The 16,951-nt window shown below is 65.5% G+C and carries 7 protein-coding genes; all 7 read left to right on the forward strand.

Annotated elements, in window-relative coordinates; all coding sequences use genetic code 11:
* Nucleotides 1-25 precede the first annotated feature (25 nt).
* The 7 genes from CMV30_RS06870 to CMV30_RS06905 all read left to right on the forward strand — a co-directional run bounded on the left by CMV30_RS06870 (nt 26) and on the right by CMV30_RS06905 (nt 16,443).
* Nucleotides 26-1,462, forward strand: coding sequence for a hypothetical protein (locus CMV30_RS06870; RefSeq protein WP_096055329.1), 1,437 nt, complete (start codon nt 26-28; stop codon nt 1,460-1,462).
* Entirely contained in the window at nt 1,459-2,667 is a 1,209-nt protein-coding gene (locus CMV30_RS06875; RefSeq protein ID WP_245844426.1) for a glycosyltransferase family 4 protein, read from the forward strand. The genes CMV30_RS06870 and CMV30_RS06875 overlap by 4 nt, the downstream gene beginning before the upstream one ends.
* The gene (locus CMV30_RS06880; RefSeq protein WP_096055330.1) at nt 2,664-3,860 is read left to right on the forward strand and encodes a glycosyltransferase; all 1,197 of its coding nucleotides are present in this window, start codon (nt 2,664-2,666) and stop codon (nt 3,858-3,860) included. Before CMV30_RS06875 ends, CMV30_RS06880 begins: the two co-directional genes overlap by 4 nt.
* Nucleotides 3,861-4,052: 192 nt before the next feature.
* Nucleotides 4,053-5,171: a glycosyltransferase family 4 protein gene (locus CMV30_RS06885; protein WP_096055331.1), complete on the forward strand. Its 1,119-nt coding sequence runs from the start codon at nt 4,053-4,055 to the stop codon at nt 5,169-5,171.
* Between the two features lie 53 nt (nt 5,172-5,224).
* Nucleotides 5,225-5,794 carry a DapH/DapD/GlmU-related protein gene (locus tag CMV30_RS06890; protein WP_096055332.1) on the forward strand — a complete coding sequence of 190 codons (570 nt, stop codon included), beginning with the start codon at nt 5,225-5,227 and terminating at the stop codon, nt 5,792-5,794.
* 82 nt (nt 5,795-5,876) lie between these two features.
* Nucleotides 5,877-6,746 carry a glycosyltransferase family 2 protein gene (locus CMV30_RS06895; RefSeq protein WP_096055333.1) on the forward strand — a complete coding sequence of 290 codons (870 nt, stop codon included), beginning with the start codon at nt 5,877-5,879 and terminating at the stop codon, nt 6,744-6,746.
* 310 nt (nt 6,747-7,056) lie between these two features.
* Nucleotides 7,057-16,443: an Ig-like domain-containing protein gene (locus tag CMV30_RS06905; RefSeq protein WP_138223174.1), complete on the forward strand. Its 9,387-nt coding sequence runs from the start codon at nt 7,057-7,059 to the stop codon at nt 16,441-16,443.
* Nucleotides 16,444-16,951 lie beyond the last annotated feature (508 nt).

Consider the following 16,951-nt stretch of genomic DNA (forward strand, 5'->3'; position numbering starts at 1 on the left):
CAGGTCGACCGCCCGCCTCCTTCTCATGATGCCGTCCACCCGGTTCATCAAATGGGGCATCTGGGCCTACCTGATCCTCCTCGTCTTTGAAGGCGCTCTCCGCAAATGGGTTCTCCCCGGTGCCGCCGACATCCTCCTGATCATCCGCGACCCCGTCGTCCTCGGCGTGTACGCCCTCGTCCTCGTCGAAGGCCGCTTCCCGCGTAACGGCTTCATCTCCTTCACCATTGCCCTCGCCCTCGCCTCCGGCGTCTTCGCCTTCATCGGCGGCCACGCCAACATCCTGGTCACCGCCTACGGCATCCGCACCAACTACCTCCACCTCCCCTTCATCTGGGTCATGGCCGATTACCTCGACCGCCGCGACGCCCGCCGCATGGGCTACGCCATCGTCGCCCTCGCCATCCCCATGACCATCCTGATGGTCATGCAAAACCGCTCGGGCGCAGATGCCTGGGTCAACCGCGGCGTCGGCGGCGGCGAAGGCGGCGGCATCCACGGCGCCATGGGCCGCATCCGCCCCCCCGGCTTCTTCTCCTTCATCACCGGCCCCATGGTCTTCTTCCCCGTGGCCACCGCCTTCCTCCTCTCCTTCGTCATCGAGAAAAATAAACTCTGGACCTGGCTCTTCCTTATCACCGCCGGCCTCTGCGTCGCCCTCGCCCTCCCCATCTCCATCAGCCGCGGCGTCATGGTCATCTGCGCCTTCGTCTTCGCCGCCTTCCTCGCCTGCATCATCCTCAAAGGCGCCTTCACCGCCGCCTTCGCCCGCGCCCTTGTCGGCTGCCTCCTCGTCCTCGTCGTCCTCCGCTTCATGCCCGTCACCAGCGAAGCCTGGACCGTCTTCATGGACCGCTGGGACACCGCCGCCGCCGAATCCCAAGGCGACGCCTGGGGCAGCCTCACCTCCCGCATCAGCGCCGGCTTCACCGCCCCCTTCGACCTCATGCTCGACGTCCCCTTCTTCGGCCAGGGCATCGGCCTCGGCTCGAACGTCGCCTCCAAACTCATCTCCGGCCAGATGGGCTTCCTCCTCGCCGAAGACGAATGGAGCCGCGCCATGATGGAGCTCGGCCCCCTCCTCGGCCTCGGCTTCATCGGCCTGCGCGTCGCCCTCTGGGCCTACCTCCTCCGCCTCTCCTGGCGCGCCCTCCGCCAACGCGGTGACTTCCTCCCCATGCTCGTCACCACCGCCAGCTTCCCCCCTCTCGTCCTTCAACAATGGTCCCAAGCCACCCAGCTCGGCTTCGCCATCTTCGACGCCGGCCTCGCCCTCGCCCTCATCAACCACCCCGAACTCCCGGAATCCGACGACGACCAAGAAACCTCCGATGAAGACTCCGACGATGAAGACGATGAATCCGCCGATAACGACTCCGACCCTCACGACCCTGACGACGACACCCCCGCCGAGCCCACCGAAGACGAAAAACGCCGCCGTCGCCTGCGAGGCCTCGCGTGAACGCCCCTAAAAAAATCGTCCTCGTCGGCAACTTTCTGCCCGACCGCCAGGAAAGCATGGTCCGCTTCGAACGCGCCCTCGCCGACGGCTTCACCGCCCGCGGCTTCGCCCTCGAGGCCATCCGCCCCGAGCCCCGCTTCGTGAAACTCGGCCCCAAGTACCGCTACGGCGGCCTCCCCAAATACCTCGGCTACCTCGATAAATTCGCCCTCTTCCCCCGCCGCCTCCGCCACCTCGCCCGCCACGCCGCCCCCGGCACCGTCTTTCATATCACCGATCACGGCAACGCCGTGTACGCCCCCCACCTGCGCTCCGTCCCGCTCCTCGTCAGCGTCCACGACCTCCTCCAGATCCGCTCCGCCCGCGGCGAATTCCCCCAAAACCGTATCGGCCGCTCCGGCGCGAAATACCAGGAGTGGATTCTCCGCAACCTCGCCCGCCTCCGCGCCGCCGCCTGCATCTCGCAAAAAACCCGCTCCGACCTTCAGCAGCTCACCGGTCTGGCCGATGCTTCCGTCGCCGTCGTGCCCATGTCGCTCAATTATCCGTACCGTCCGCTGCCCTCCACCGAGGCCGCGCCCCTGCTCGCACGCGCCCTCGCCCGGCACCACCTGCGCTGGCCCGCCGCTGAATCCGCGACCCCTCCCCCGTTCCTCTTCTGCATCGGCGGAGCCCAGTGGTACAAAAACCGCACCGGCCTCATCCAGATCTTCGCCGCCCTCCGCCGCCTCCCCGGCAACCACCCCCGCACCCTCGTTTACGTCGGCCCCGCCTTCGACTCCGAGCAACAGGCCATCATCGACCAGCACTGCCTCCGCGAATCCATTATCCGGCTACCCGGCGTCGATAACGAAGAACTCCGCGCCACCTACTCCCTCGCCACCGGCCTCCTCTTTCCCTCCTGGGAAGAAGGCTTCGGCTGGCCCATCGCCGAAGCCCAGGCCTGCGGCTGCCCCGTCTTCACCACGCACCGCGCCCCCATGACCGAGGTCGGCGGTTCCGGCGCCACTTACTTCGATCCCACCGACCCCGCCGCCGCCGCCGCGATCATCGCCGCCTCCCTCAATGATCCCGCCCCTCTTCGCGCCGCCGGCCTCCTCCACGCCCGCCGCTGGGATCTGCAGGCCATGCTCGACGCCTACCTCCATCTCTACACGCTGCTGCTGGAAAATAACGGCCGGGAGCCGTTTCCGACCGCCGCATGAAAATCCTTCGTGTCATCGCCACCGTCGATCCTGCCACCGGCGGCCCCGTCGCAGGGATGCGCGCGATCACCCCGCTGCTCACCAAGCTCGGCCACCAGACAGATTTCCTCACCGTCGATGATCCCTTCGCCGGCTACCTCCAAAGCTGGGTCGGCCAGACCTTCGCCATGGGCCCGGCCAAAAACAGCTACGCCTATTCCCACCGCGTCCGCCCCTGGCTCGAAAAAAACATCTCCCGCTACGACGCCGTCGTCATCCACGGCCTCTGGCAATTCCTCGGCCTCACCGTCCGCTCCATCACCCGCGAAAAAAACGTCCCCTACTTCGTGATCCCTCACGGCATGTTGGACCCCACCCTCCGCAGCACCTACCCGGTCAAACACGTCAAAAAATGGCTCTACTGGCAGCTCGTCGAGCGCCGCATCCTCCGCGATGCCCGCGCCGTGTTCTTCACCTGCCAGGAAGAGCGCCGCCTCGCCCGTAAAACCTTCCCGCTCTACCACTGCAACGAACGCGTCATCGCCTACGGTGCCGCCCGCCCCGAAGGCTTCCCCGATAACTGGGCCGCCTCCTGGCGCACCCGCTGCCCCTCCGTCGCCGGCCACCGCTACTTCCTCTTCCTCGGCCGCATCCACTCCAAAAAAGGCGTCGAACTCCTCCTCCGCGCCTTCGGCAAAATCACCCGCACCTACGCCGTCAGCCACGGCGGCACCCCGCCCGATCTCGTTATCGCCGGCCCCTGCGTGGACGACCGCTACCTCGCCACCTTAAAAACTCTCGCCCAGGCCGAGGGCATTGGCCCTTCCGTTCACTGGCCCGGCATGTTGACCGGCGAAGCCAAATGGGGCGCCCTCGACGGCGCCGAAGCTTTCGTCCTTCCGTCATTCCAGGAAAACTTCGGCATCGCCGTCGTCGAAGCCCTCGCCTGCGGCACCCCCGTTCTCATCTCCAACCGCGTCAACATCTGGAACGAGCTCGAATCCGACAACGTTGCCCTCGTCGAACCGCCCACGCAGGAAGGCATCACCCGCCTCCTCGAACGCTGGCTCGTGCTCAGCCCCGACGCCCGCAACAAAATGGGCGAAGCCGCCAAGGCCTCCTTCGAAAAACGCTTCGAAATCGGCTTCGCCGCCCACCACCTCGCCGACCAGCTCTCCGGCCTAGTCTCCCAACGCCACACCACCACTCGCTAGACTAAAAACCGGCACCGAACTCACCGGGTAAACTCAACCATTCTGCACGCAATGCCTCGCTACGATAACCGCTGTTTCGCGCAAAACCACCGCGCACGTTGTGACCTCCCGCCGTCTCTGTGTCCGCACTCTGTGTCCTCTGTGGCACATGCCTTGGTCGGGAAACATTAAGCGTCGCCCGCTCCTTCGCACGTGCGCATCACCATCGTCCAAGGCCCCTTCCTCCCAGTCCCCGCCATCCTCGGCGGCGCCGTCGAAAAGGTCTGGCACTCCCTCGGCCAGGAATTCGTCCACCAGGGCCACGAGGTCACCCACCTCTCCCGCGCCCACCCCCAGCTCCCCCCCCAGGAAATCATCGGCGGCGTCCGCCACGAACGCTTCTCCGGCTTCGCCTCCCCCTCCTCCTTCGGCCGACGCCTGCTCTGCGACTTCTGGTACACCCTGCAAGTCCTCCGCCGCCTTCCTCCCGCGGATATCCTGGTCACGAATACATTCTGGCTCCCCGCTCTCTCCCGCAGTCGCTCCAAAGGCATCCCCTACGCCCACGTCGCGCGCTATCCGAAAGGCCAGCTCAAGCTCTACCGCCGCGCCATCCTCCAGACCGTCTCCGCCCCCATCCGCGACGCCATCCTCGCCGAGGAACCCCGCGCCACTGAACGCGTCCGCGTCATTCCCTACCCGCTCGCCGACCGCTACCTCCTCCCCGAAATTTCTCCCGCCGATAACACCCTCCTCTACGTCGGCCGCGTCCACCCCGAAAAGGGCGTCCGCCTCCTCATCGAAGCCTTCGCCCAACTCCCCGTCGAACTCCGCGCTCAGTGGCGCGTTAAAATCGTCGGCCCTTGGGAAACCGCTTACGGCGGTGGCGGCGAAAACCACCTCGCCGAATTGAAAGCCGCCGCCGCCCCCGTCGCCGACCGCATCGAATTCGTCGGCCGCGTCTTCGACGAAGCCAAACTCATCGAGCACTACCGCACCGCTCGCGTTTTCGTTTACCCGTCACTTGCCGAGAAAGGCGAAACCTTCGGCCTCGCCGCCCTCGAAGCCATGGCCGCCGGCTGCCTCCCCGTCGTCTCCAGCCTCGCCTGCTTCCAGGACTTCATCACCCCCGGCGAAAACGGCCTCGTCTTCAACCACCGCGCCCCCTCGCCCTCCGAGGCGCTCTCCCAAACCCTCTCGCGCATCCTCCCCGACCAGGCATCGACCGCCCGGATACGCCAGGCCGCCTGGACCACTGCCCGCAGCTACACCCTCCCCCGCATCGCCGGCCTCTTCCTCGACGACTTCGCCAGCCTCCTCCAGAGCCGATAATTCCCCTCCCCTTTCGTACATTTCGTGCTTTTCGTGGTTTCCCAACCGCCGCCATGACCGCCCAGCCCATCAAAACCCACGCGCAAGCCACGCCGTACGACTCGCCGTGGACGCTCCGCCAGCGCATCGCCGCGCTGCTCTGGGATTACGTGTGGGCGCTGTTCTGTTCCTGGACGCCCAAACCTCTCAACCCCTGGCGCCTCCTCATCCTCCGCCTCTTCGGCGCCAAACTCCACGGCACGCCCTTCGTCCATCAACGCGCCCGCATCCAGCTCCCGTGGAATCTCACGATGCACCACCGCGCCTGCCTCGGCGACCGCGCCAACGCCTACACCCTCGCCCCGATCACGATCGGTGAAGGTGCCACCATCGCACAAGAAGCCTACCTCTGCTCCGGCACGCACGACTTCTCCTCCCCCGCGCTCCCGCTCCAAACCAGCCCGATCACCATCGGCCGTGACGTCTTCATCGGCGCGCGCGCCATGATCCTCCCCGGCCTGACCATCGGTGACCGCGCCATCGTCGGAGCCTGCGCCGTCCTCACCAAAAACGTCCCTGCCTCAGCCATCGTCGCCGGCAACCCCGCCAAACCCATCGGCACCCGCCCTCCTCCCTCTTCCTAAAACTTCGCTCCGACCTTCGCGTCTTAGCATCTTCGCGATTCACCAAAACGTCGCCCACTTCCCGCCCGCACCTTTTCGCCTCGTGACCACTACCGCCAAAGTCCCCGTCTCCATCCTCATCCCGATCAAAAACGAGGCGTCCAATCTCCCGCGCTGCCTCGCCGCGCTTGCCTGGGCCGACGAGATTTTTGTGGTCGATTCCCACAGCACCGACGGCTCCCAGGCCATCTGCGAAAAAACCGGCGCTAAAGTCGTCCAATTCGATTTCAACGGCATCTGGCCCAAGAAGAAAAACTGGGCTCTCGAAAATCTCCCCTTCAAACACGAGTGGGTTTTCATCGTGGACGCCGACGAAGTCCTCCCGCCCGAGACCGGCCCCGAATTCGCCGCCCTCATCGCCGCCGACGGGCATGGGAAAAACGGATACTGGATCAACCGCCGCTTCATGTTCATGGGCCAGTGGCTGAAACACGCCTACTACCCCAACTGGAACCTCCGCCTCTTTAAGCACAAGCTCGGCCGCTACGAACGCCTCGTCGCCGGCGCCACCGGCAGCGGCGACAATGAGGTCCACGAACACATCGTCGTCCAGGGCGAGACCGGCCGCCTCAAGTCCGAGATGGATCACTACGCGTTTCCGTCGATCGATGTCTTCGTCGAAAAACATAACCGCTACTCCAACTGGGAAGCCGCGCTCGACACCCAGGAAGGCGCCCACGCCGCACAACACCTCCAGATGGGCGGCACCAAGTTCAAACGGAAGCTCAAGCAATTCGTCCGCCGCCTCCCCTTCCGTCCGACGCTCCGCTTCGTCTACGTTTACTTCTTCCAACTCGGCATCCTCGACGGCCGCGCCGGCTACTATTTCGCGAAGCTCCACGGCTTCTACGAATTCCTCTCCGTCGCCAAAGCCCAGGAACTCCGCCGTCGGAAAAAATCCGCCACCTCCTGACGCGCCCCGCGCGCCCCATTTTCCGCTTTAGGCGGGGAGTCCCCACCTCGCCGCCGCACTGTCGGTTGCCTTGAGGTAGGGCGGGGTAGCCTTAACCCCGCCGTCTGGATGCCGCCCGCGGCGTCTGCGCAAACGACTGCGCGATTAGGGTTTTACCTTCAGCCGCGCTCATCCGCGCCGATGAAGAAAATTCCTGAAAGCATCACTCACTCAGTTTCCGCCGCGCCACTGCACGCCCGAAATCCTCGCCGCGTCCAGGCCGGACACGCTGTACCCCGCACCTCTTCCATCGCCCGCATTCTCATCGTCCATGAAAACCCTCTCGATCGCCTCTTTCGTCGCCCGCATCTCGCGCAACCCGATGATCGCTCTCCGCTCGCTCGTCTTCGCCTGCGCGCTCCCCGCCGCGATCCACGCTGCCGCGCCCACCAGTGAAAACTTCGACGGCGTGACGTTGGTCAATGGTTACAGCTTGGGCACGACGGGCTTAGCGAGAGCCATCGATGACTGGACCTTCACCGTCCTCAACGCATCGGGAACCCAGGACGCTAATACGCAGATCGACGTCACCAATCGCTCCAACGATACCTCGCTGGCAGATGATGGCTCGGACAACGCGGCACTCCTGGGCGGTAGTTACAGTGTAGCGACGGGCACCCAGGCTGCCGCGGTGTTGAAAGCGACGACAGGAGAGGAGTTTTCATTCAACTCGATTCGAGTGGAGACCGGGTATTCCGCAGGCAGCAATTACAGACTGGTCGGTTATCTCAATGGCAGCGCTGTTTCGGGCGCGACCCAGGATTTTACATCGGGGACTTACGGGTCAGGCGGGACGCTGGTCACGGTGTCGGGCTCTCAATGGCAATATGTCGATGAAGTCCGCATCGTTCGCCAGAATGGTGCCGCCGACATCTCGGTGTACATCGACGATATCGTGGTCAGCACAGCTGTTTTGCCCTCCACCATCACCTCCGCCACCTACGACGCCTCCACCGGCGCTCTCGCCGTCACTGGCGCCAACATGACCAACGGCGGCACCATCGACGTCACTAAACTTTCACTCACCGGCCAGGGCGGTAACACCTACACGCTGACCTCCGCCAACGTCACCGCCTCCAGCGCCACCGCCTTCTCCGTCGCCCTCAACGCCGCAGACAAACGCAACATCAACGGCCTCCTCAACAACAACGGCACCTCCTCCGTCGGCGGCACCCCCTACAACCTCGCCGCCGCCGCCAACTGGGACGCCACCGCCGCCGCCTCGGCCGATCTCACCGGCAACGGCGTCACCGTCTCCAACGTCACCTCGCCCACGATCACCTCCGCCACCTACGACGCCTCCACCGGCGTCCTCGCCGTCATCGGCACCAACCTCGTCAAAACCCCCGGCGCGACCAACGACATCACCGTCTCCGCCCTCACTCTCACCGGCGAAGGCGGCGGGACCCGCACCCTCTCCACCTCCGGCAACGTCGAGATCGCCAGCGCCACCAGTTTTTCCATCCCGCTTTCCGGTGCCGACATCGCCAGCGTTAACTCCCTGCTCAACAAAAACGGCACCAGCTCCACCGGCGGCACCACCTACAATCTCGCCGCAGCCGACGACTGGAACTCCGTCATCACCGGCGGCAACACCGCCGACCTCACTGGCAACGGCATCACCGTCTCCAACGCCTTTCCCATCATCACCTCGGCCACCTACGACGCCTCCACCGGATCGCTCGTCGTCACCGCAGCCAACATGGTCACCGGTGACACCATCGACGTCACCAAACTTTCACTCGCCGGTCAGGGCGGCAGCTACACCTTGACGAGCGCCAATGTCACCGCCGCCAGCGGCACATCTTTCACGGTCACACTGAACGCCGCAGACCAGCGCAACATCAACGGCATCCTCAACAAAAACGGCACCTCCGCAGTCGACACGACAACCTACAATCTCGCCGCCGCCGCCAGCTGGGATGCCTCCAGAACCTCAGCGGCCGACCTCACCGGCAACGCCGTCACCGTCTCCAACGTCGCCGCGCCCACGATCACCTCCGCCACCTACGACGCCTCCACCGGCGTCCTCGCCGTCACCGGCACCAACCTCGTCAAAACCATCGGCGCCACCAACGACATCACCGTCTCCGCCCTCACCCTCACCGGCGAAGGCGGCGCCACCTACACGCTCACCACCACCAGCGTCGAAATCACCTCCGCCACCGCCTTCTCCGTCACGCTCAACGGCACCGACCTCGCCGGCGTGAACCTGATCGTGAACAAAAACGGCACCAGCTCCACCGGCGGCACCACCTACAATCTCGCCGCAGCCGACGACTGGAACTCCGTCATCACCGGCGGCAACACCGCCGACCTCACGGGTAACGGCATCACCGTCTCCAACGTCGCCGTCCCCGCCATCACCTCAGCCACCTACGACGCTTCGACCGGCGCGCTCGTCGTCACTGGCACCGGTTTCCTTTCCGCATCCGGCGTGACCAACGACATCGTCGCCAACAAATTCACGCTCACCGGCGAAGGCGGCAGCACCTACACCCTCACCGACACCGGCAACGTCGAAACCACCTCTACCACCGCCTTCACGCTCACGCTCAGCGCCACCGACCGCGCCGCCGTGAATCTGATCGTGAACAAAAACGGCACCAGCTCCACCAGCGCGACCACCTACAACCTCGCCGCTGCCGAAGATTGGGCCGCCGGCGCAGACTCCGCCGTCGTCACCGCCGACCTCACCGGCAACGGCATCACCGCCTCCAACGTCGCCGCCCCCGCCATCGCCTCCGCCACCTACGACTCCTCCACCGGCGTCCTCACTGTCACCGGCACCGGCTTCCTCAAACGCACCGGCGCGACCAACGACATCGACGTCTCCAAACTCACCCTCTCCGGCGACTCCACCGCTTACACACTCACCACGACCAGCGTCGAAATCACCTCCGCCACCAGCTTCTCCATCACCGTCAACGGCACCGACAAATCCGCCCTCGTCTCCCGCCTCAACAAAAACGGCACCAGCTCCACCGGCAGCATCACCTACAACCTCGCCGCCGCCGAAGACTGGGCCGCTGGCGCCGACTCCGCTGTCGTCACCGCCGATCTCACTGGCAACGGCATCACCGTCTCCAACATCATCACCGTCCCCGGCGCGCCCACCGGCGTCAGCGCCGTCGCTGGCGATACTCAGGCCACGATCTCCTTCACCGCTCCCGTCAGTAACGGCGGCTCAGCCATCTTCAGCTACAACGTCACCTCCAGCCCCGGTAATCTGACCGTCTCCGGCACCGCCTCGCCCCTCACCGTCAACGGACTCACCAACGGCGTCAGCTACACCTTCACCGTCACCGCGGAAAACTCCGCCGGCAACAGCGCCGCCTCGTCCGCCAGCAATGCCGTCACCCCGTTCAGCACGCCCACCATCGCCACCGGCGGCGGCGCACCATCGGTGCAAAACACCAACACCCCCGTCATCGTCGATGGCGCTCTCACGATCGGCGGCGGCTCCATCAACGGCGCCCTCGTCTCCATCGATAACAAAGCCCCGGGCGACGTCCTCGCCTTCAACGCCGCCTTCCTCCCCGGCGGCGTGACCGGCTCCTACAACTCCAGCACCGGCGTGCTCACCTTCACGGGCTCCGCGACCGCCGCCCAGTGGCAGGCCCTCCTGCGCACCGTCACCTTCGCCACCGACTGGAACACCACGCTCGGCGCACGCGCCATCACCTTCAGCCTCGGCACCGCCTCCATCTTCTGGACCAACGGCCACTACTACGAATTCGTCGCCTCCACCGGCATCACCTGGACCGCCGCCAAAGCCGCCGCTCAAAGCCGCACCTTCTACGGGATGCAAGGCTACCTCGCCACCGTCACCACCACTGCCGAAAACACCTTCATCGCGTCCAAGCTCTCCGGCCAGGGCTGGATGGGCGCGTCCGACGCTGCCCAGGAAAGCATCTGGCGCTGGGTCACCGGCCCCGAAGGCCTCGAAAACTCCGGCGCAGGCCGTCACTTCTTCACCCAAAACAAAGCGCACCCCCTCAGCCCCAGCTACGTATCCGTTTACGCCAGTCAGAGCGGCAGCGGTGGCAATGCCATCGGCGGTTACTACAACAACTGGCCAGGCGGCGAACCCAACGACGCCAACGCTCTCCATGAAAACTACGCCCACTTCTTCGTCGGCGGCTCATGGAACGACTATCCCGACAGCGTGCCCAGCATCACCGGCTACGTCGTCGAGTACGGCGGCATGCCCGGCGATCCCACCCCCACCATCGCCGTCACCACGACCCTCACGGTCACCGATACCACCGCCCCCGTCGTCTCCAGCGTCACAGCTCCAGCCGACAGCATTTCCAGCGTAGGCTCCGCGCTCGATTTCACCGTCATCTTCAGCGAAGGCCTCACCATCGACACCACCGGCGGCACGCCCTACCTCCCCATCACCCTGAATACCGGCGGCACCATCTCCGCCCCCTGCCTCAACGGCTCCGGCGGCACCACTGTCGTTTTCCGCTACACTGTCGCCTCGGGCCACCTCGATCTCGACGGTGTCACCGTGGGCTCGGCCATCGTCGCCAATGGCGCCACACTCCGCGACGCCGCGGGCAACAACGCCGTCCTCACACTGAACAACGTCGCCAGCACCACCGGCGTCAAAGTCGACACCATCGCCCCGCTCGTAACCTCCATCCTCCGCAAGACCCCCGCGACCCAGATCACCTCCTCCTCCACGGTCGTCTACGAAGTCACCTTCTCCAAAGCCGTGCAGAACCTCGAAGCCAGGATGTTCGCCGTCACCGCCTTGAACGGCAGCACCATCGTCGGCTCCGTCACCGCCCTCACCGGCGGCCCTTCCGTGTACGACGTGACCGTGACTCTCTCCTCCGGCACCGGCGACTTCCGCCTCGATCTGGTATCGGGCGCCACCTCGCAAGTCCCACCCGGCACGACCCCGACCAACTACCTTTCCAGCGTCAATACGCAGACCCTCGCCTTCAACAGCGCGGACGAACTCTACATCACGGATGCCAATACCGGCGAAATCCACCGTGTGAACGGCCTCGAAAGCACCACCCTCTTCGTGACGCTGTCCGGCGGCTTCACCGGCTCGACCTTCGACAGCGCGGGTAATCTCTACCTGGTCGATCAATGGGACTCTACGTTGAAAAAAATCACGCCCGGCGGAGTCGTCTCCACGCTGGCCTCTGGCTTCAACTATCCGTACGCCGTCGTCTGTGACGCCGCTGACAACCTTTACGTCACCGATGCCAACGACAACGCCGTGATCAAGGTAACCCCCGCCGGTGTCACCAGTGTCTTCGCCTCGGGATTGGGTGCTCCCTACGGCCTCGCCATCGACTCCACCGGCAATCTCTACGTTTCAGATTTCGCCACCGAAAACATCGTCAAAATATCTCCCTCCGGCGTCACCAGCGTCTTCGCCTCATCCGCGGGCATTGCCTACGGACTCGCCTGCGATGCCTCCGATAACCTCTACATGGCGGAGCTCAACACCTCTTCAGTGATCCGCATTTCCGCCGACGGCACCACGGTCACCACTATCGCCAGCTCCGGGCTCGGCTACATCACCGCCCTCGCCGTTGACAATGCCGGCCGTCTCTTCGCCGCAGACGCAGGCTCCGGCCGCACTCTCCTCCTCGACGTTGGCCGTGTCAAAGACCTCGTCGGCAACGACCTCACCAGCCTGCCCTACACCAGCGGCGAGCTCTACACCTACGCCACCAATCCCTTCGTCACCGGCGTCACCTCCTCCTCCGCCAACGCCACCTACAAAATCGGCGACATCGTTAAAGTCGAAGTCAGCTTCAGCGCCTCGGTGGACGTCAACGCCACCGGCGGCACCCCCGCCATTCTCCTCGAAACCGGTGCCACCGATCGCAACGCCCTCTACGCCTCCGGCAGCGGCTCGAACTCCCTCACCTTTAACTACACCGTCCAAAGCGGCGACCTCACCGCCGACCTCGACTACGCCAGCACCGGCGCACTCGTGCTCAACGGCGGCATCATCCAAGGCACCTCCAACAGCCTCGCCGCCTTCCTCACGCTTCCGGCCATCGGCCACGCCTCATCCCTCGCCGTACAAAAAGCCCTCGTCATCGACGGCATCCGCCCCACCGCCGGCATCGTCGTCGCCGACAACGCGCTCACCACCGGCGAAACGTCCCTCGTCACCTTCACATTCTCCGAAGCGGTGAACAACTTCGCCAATAACGATCTCACCCTCGCCAACGGCACCCTCTCCAACGTCGCCTCCTCCGACGGCGGCATCACCTGGACCGCCACCTTCACGCCCACCGCCGGCGTCGAAGACTCCTCCAACGTCATCACCCTCGCCAACACCGGCGTCACCGACCCCGCCGGCAACACCGGCACCGGCACGACCGACTCCAATAACTACACCATCGACACCCAGCCCCCTAGTGCTCCGGCAGCCTTTGCCGCAGTCGCCAGCGCCAGCAGCATTTCCCTCAACTGGACCAATCCCACCGCCGGCGACTTCGCCTCGATCACACTCCGCCGCTCCACCACGGCCTATCCCACATCCGTGACCGACGGCACCGCGATCGCTTCCGGCCTCACGAGCACGACCTATCAGCAAACCGGCCTCGCCGACGGCACCTACTACTACGCCCTCTTTGCCCTCGATACCTCGGGTAATATCTCCGTCGCCGCCACCGCCACCGCCACGGTCGATACCGTCGCCCCCGTCGCGCCTTCAGCGCCCGACCTCGCCACCGCGAGCGACTCCGGCAGCTCCAACACCGACAACATCACGAGTGTCACCACGCCCACCTTCACCGGCACCGCCGAAGCGAACAGCACGGTTGAACTCCTCCGCGGCGGCACCACCTCCCTCGGCACCGCCACCGCCAACGGCTCCGGCAACTGGACGCTCGCTCTCGGCACCGCTCTCGCCCAAGGCACATACAGCATCACCGCCAAAGCCACCGACTCCGCTGGTAACACCGGCGCAGCATCGAGTGCGCTGAGTGTCACCATCGACACCACCGCCTCGGCCGCTCCCGCGCTCACCGCGATCACGAACGACACCGGCGCCAGCGCCACCGACCGTATCACCAGCGACACCACGCTGATCCTCTCCGGCACCGGCATCGCAAACGAAACGATCACCGTCTTCCGCAACGCCGCCCAGATCGGCACCGCCACCGTGAACGGCTCCGGCATCTGGTCCTTCGACTACACCGCCACCACGCTCGCCGCCGGCACGCACACCTTCACCGCGACCACCACCGACATCGCTGGCAACACCAGCGTCCTCTCCGCCGCTTTCCTCGTGGAGATCGATACCGCCACGCCGTCCGCCCCCGTCATCACCACGATGAGCAACGACACCGGCGCCAGCGCGACCGATGGCATCACCAGCGACAACACGCTCGTCTTCGGCGGCACCGCCGAGGCCAATGCCACCGTCACCCTCTCGCGCAGCGGTCTCGGCGTGATCGGCACCACCACCGCCAACGGCAGCGGCGCCTGGGTCTTCGACTACACCGCCATCACCATCCCCAACGGCACCTACCTCTTCACCGCCTTCGCCAGCGACACCGCCGGCAACACCAGCGCCGTCTCCTCCGACTTCCCCGTCACCATCGACACCACCGCGCCAGCGATCACCACGCAACCCGCCGGCGGCACGTACATCATCGGCAATTCCTTCACGCTCACCGTCGCAGCAAACGATGCCACGACGATCGCCTATCAGTGGTCGCGCAACGCCGGTACGCTTACCGATTCGACGGGCCGCACTGGCTCGACGACCGCCTCGCTCGCCCACTCAAACATCACGCTGACCGGCTTCGAAGGTGTCTACACTGTCCGCCTCACCGACCTCGCCGGTAACGTCACCACGAGCAACGTCGCCACGGTGATCGTGAACAAGATTCCCGCCACCGTCACCCTCGGCGGCCTCGCGCATACCTACGACACCACGGCGAAATCCGCCACCGCCACGACCACACCCTCCGGCCTCGCCGTCACGTTCACGTACGACGGCTCCGCCACCGCTCCGACCAACGCCGGCAGCTACGCCGTCGTCGCGACCATCAACGACGCTACCCGCACCGGCACCGCCAGCGGCACACTGGTCATCGGCAAATCCACCCAGACCATCTCATTCACCGCGCCCTCCTTCGTCACTCTGGGCGTGCCCACTACGCTGACGGCAACCGCCAGCACCGGACTGCCCGTGACCTTCTCCGTCCTCAGCGGCCCGGCCACGATTTCCGGAGCCGCGCTCACGGCCAGCGGTCTTAATCCGATCACGGTGCGGGCCACCCAGTCGGGGGACTCTAACTACAACGCGGCCAGCGCCGACCAGGTGATCTCCCAGATCATCACCAACTACCCCGCACCCGCTCCCGACGGCTTCGCTGTTTCCGTCACCGGCGGCGCGGGCACCGGCTCGCAGGCGGTCGTGGTCACGACAGCCGCCGACTTCCGCACCCACGCCGAATCCACCGACATGAAGGTCATCACCGTCGTCGGTATCCTGAACCTGGGCACGACTCCGGTCGCCGTGAAGTCCAACAAGACCCTCCAGGGCGCCGACGCCAGCGCCACTCTCGTCGGCAACCTCAACCTCGGCACCGGCGTGAACAACGTCATCATCCGCGGCCTCAACCTCACCAACCCCGCCGCCTCGCTCACCGGCCTCACCGACACCAACAACGCCGTCACCCTCGCTGGCGCGCGCGGTGTCTTCATCACCCACTGCTCGTTCTTCGACGCCGCCAACCACGCGCTCAAGATATCGACTGGCTCGGACAACGTGACGGTTTCCTGGAGCGAGTTCTACAACACTCTAGGCGCGGTGACCACCGGCTCCGGCACCGTCATCGGCAGCACCACCGAGACCGCGCCGATCCGCGTTTCCCTCCATCACAATCTCTGGAGCGCCGGCATCGTGCAAAACATGCCCGCCGCGACCTACGGCCAGGTTCACCTCTACAACAACGTGTTCAACGCCACCGGTAACACGACCGGCACCGAGGCACTCGATCAGTCTCAGCTCCTGAGCGAGCGCAACGTGTACACCGGCGTCGCCAGCCCGATCACCCGCCGCCACGTGAACACCGCGCTGCCCATCGGCCGCATCCTCGCCATCGGTAACACCTACACCGCCACGACCGGCACCGCACCCTACGCCGATCTCGATCAGGTCTTCACGCCGTCGTATTCCTACGAAGCGCTGCCCGTCTCCGACGTTGTGACCGTCGTCACCGCCCACGCCGGCAACAACACCGGCGCCAACTACACCGACGATGCGACTGGCACCGCGACCATCACCGGCCCCGGCGCGCCCGTGACCCCCGGCACCGCACTCGCGCTCAACGCAGTCGCCAGCGGCTTCACGCCTGCGACGTATCAGTGGCGCAAGAACAACATCGCCATCACCGGTGCCACCTTTGCCACCCACAACATCGCCTCCGCCGGCGAGAGTGATGTCGGCACCTACACCGTCGCCATCACGATGAGCACCGGCGACACCGTGGTCAGCCGTCCGCTTGCGATCACCCTCAACGCCATCCCCGTCACCCCCGCCAACCTCCAGCTCCAGGTCAACGGCGGCGGCGGTGGCGGCTCCCCCTCCACCTGGTTCCTCGGCGCCCTCGCCCTCCTCTGCGCAGCCCGCGCGATCACCCGCCGCCACGCGCGCTGATCGCTCCTCGTCAGCACCTGACATCGCTGGAGCCGTTCGCTCCAGTGATGTCAGGGACGCATCCTGGAGGGACGACCTCCGTGTCGTCCACGCTCGTCACGATCCCCGGCGTCCATCCCCAGCGCCCGGCCTTTTCTGAAAACACCTGGCCGCTGCTATCCCTCGGCGCTGCTGGGGAAACAACGCCTCCTTGGAGGGCGGCGCTTCGTCGCCGCCGTTCGCCTCGCACGCCCGATCGACTCCTCTCCCACGCTCGCGCCTCGCCTCCGTCAGCGCGTCCGCCCGCCCTCACCCCGAGTTTACGGGACATGACCGCCGCGGCCTTACCCGATAGTCTCCGCCGCCCCGCAGCAAGACTACCCCTGCTGTAAGTCCACACAGCCCCCACGGTCCCGAAGCCTTCGCCCCTCAGCATTCATCGCACAGCCGCCCTGCACAGCGGCCGTCCGGTGCGGTTGGGCCGCGAAGCCATTTCGGTGCGCCGCCCTCAACACAAACCAAGTAAACC

Origin of the sequence: Nibricoccus aquaticus (assembly GCF_002310495.1) — a bacterium.
Lineage (GTDB): Bacteria > Verrucomicrobiota > Verrucomicrobiia > Opitutales > Opitutaceae > Nibricoccus > Nibricoccus aquaticus.

Bases quoted from the DNA above. Each gene is read 5' to 3' on its own strand.
- CMV30_RS06870 (WP_096055329.1), top strand. From the start codon at position 26: ATGATGCCGTCCACCCGGTTCATCAAATGGGGCATCTGGGCCTACCTG.
- CMV30_RS06890 (WP_096055332.1), top strand. From the start codon at position 5,225: ATGACCGCCCAGCCCATCAAAACCCACGCGCAAGCCACGCCGTACGAC.
- CMV30_RS06880 (WP_096055330.1), top strand. From the start codon at position 2,664: ATGAAAATCCTTCGTGTCATCGCCACCGTCGATCCTGCCACCGGCGGC.
- CMV30_RS06905 (WP_138223174.1), top strand. From the start codon at position 7,057: ATGAAAACCCTCTCGATCGCCTCTTTCGTCGCCCGCATCTCGCGCAAC.